The organism is Actinoplanes sp. NPDC048791, assembly GCF_040650095.1.
Taxonomy (GTDB): Bacteria; Actinomycetota; Actinomycetes; order Mycobacteriales; family Micromonosporaceae; genus Actinoplanes.
This window is the reverse complement of record NZ_JBEZGQ010001415.1, coordinates 1-1,724: the sequence shown is the minus strand read 5'-3', so window position 1 is coordinate 1,724 and position 1,724 is coordinate 1. Positions and strand designations below refer to the sequence as shown.

2 protein-coding genes are annotated in these 1,724 nt (G+C 73.7%); one reads left to right on the top strand and one right to left on the bottom strand.

Features of this window, described 5'->3' with window-relative positions; translation table 11 throughout:
• Nucleotides 1-293: 293 nt before the first annotated feature.
• Nucleotides 294-758 (top strand): hypothetical protein, encoded by a 465-nt coding sequence (locus AB0C29_RS46950; protein WP_360834675.1) that lies wholly within the window; start codon nt 294-296, stop codon nt 756-758.
• A 6-nt stretch (nt 759-764) separates the two neighbouring features.
• Here the strand turns inward: AB0C29_RS46950 and AB0C29_RS46945 are convergent.
• The coding region (locus AB0C29_RS46945; RefSeq protein ID WP_360834673.1) for a M24B family metallopeptidase at nt 765-1,724 on the bottom strand (960 nt) is incomplete at its 5' end.

Here is a 1,724-nt window from a genome sequence, read left to right as displayed (position 1 = left end):
GTCGACCATCGAGACCAGCGCCACCGGGGCGCCGGCCTGCTGCGCCGCGGCGGACGCCAGCCGGTCGAGCGACGGATGGCAGCCGTCCTCGAGCAGGCCGGTCTCCCGCAGCCGGCGCAGGCGTACCGCGTCGGTCAGCCGGGCGCGCTCCTCCACGTCTTACCCATCGTCCGATTCGCGGCCGCCATGAGCGTGTGGCGGGTCACCCGCGGTGGGTGCACGGCCATTGCGCCGATCTGGGAACATGGGCGCGGCCCGCCGGGTGGCGGGCGTTCTCGAGGTCGGAGGTCACCGTGCGGTACGCCCGGGCATTGTGCGGCATCGCACTCGTCGCGGCCCTGGCCGGTTGCACGGACGACAAGCCGGCGGCGGCGCCGCCCACCTTCGTCGCGCCGGGTTCGGCGCCGGCGTGGACCGAGCCGGCCGACTACGCCTTCGTCGCCGACCGGCAGTGCGAGGGCGGCCCGTCCCTGGGTAGATACCGCGTCACCGTCACCGCCGGCGAGGTCGCCGGCGTCGAGCGGGTCGACGGCAAGACCGCCTCCGGCGAGGAGGAGATCGAGGTGCCGTCGCTGGGCGGCCTGCTGGAGCTGGCGCAGACCGCGGCCGACGACGGCGGCGCGATGACGGTCAAGACCGACCCGGCGGACGGCCACCCGGTCGCCGTCACCTTCGACGTCTCCGACGGCACCGACCCGGCAGCCGGCGGGGAAGGCCCCACCTGCTTCGTGATCTCCGACTACGCGCCGCGCCCCTAGGACGGGTTACTCGGGCAGGCGTGGGCCGGCCTCGCGCTGGGACGCCAGCCACGCCTCGACCTGGTCGGCCGAGCGGGGCAGGCCGGCCGACAGGTTGCGGCAGCCGTCGGCGGTGACCAGGACGTCGTCCTCGATGCGGATGCCGATGCCGCGCAGCTCCTCCGGGACCAGCTCGTCCTCGGGCTGGAAGTACAGGCCCGGCTCCACGGTCAGGACGTAACCCTGGCCCAGCTCGCCGTCGCGGTAGGTCTCCTTGCGGGCCGCCGAGCAGTCGTGCACGTCGATGCCGAGCATGTGGCCGAAGCCGTGCAGGGTCCAGCGGCGGTACACCGTGGACTCCTCGGACATCGCCTCGTCCACACTCACCGGCAGCAGGTCGAGGTCGTGCAGGCCCCCGGCGAGCACGCGCATGCAGGTCAGGTGCACGTCGCGGAACTTGACGCCGGGCCTGATCGCGTCCATGCCGGCCTGCTGGGAGGCGTGCACGATGTCGTAGACCTGGCGCTGCAGCGGGGTGAAGGTGCCCGAAACCGGCAGCGTGCGGGTCACGTCGGCGGTGTAGTAGGTGCGGCCCTCGACGCCCATGTCCATCAGCAGCAGCTCGCCCGGCTTGGTCACGCCGGTGTTGCGGACCCAGTGCAGGATCGTCGCGTGCGCGCCGGAGCCGACGATGCTGCCGTAGCCGACATCGTTGCCGTCCGTCCGGGCGCGCAGCCCGAAGACGCCCTCCAGCAGGCGCTCCTTGACGCCGCGGTCGGCCGGCAGGACGCGGGCGACGTCCTCGAAGCCGCGCACGGTGGCGTCGATGGCGTCCTGCAGCTGGGCGATCTCCCACTCGTCCTTGACCAGCTTGAGCTCCGAGATCACCCCGGCCAGGGCGCGGTCGCGGCGGGCCCGCGGGTCCGGCTCGTACGCCAGGATCGCGCGGTCCACGTTGGGGTCGTGGCCGCGCAGCACCCGGGTGCG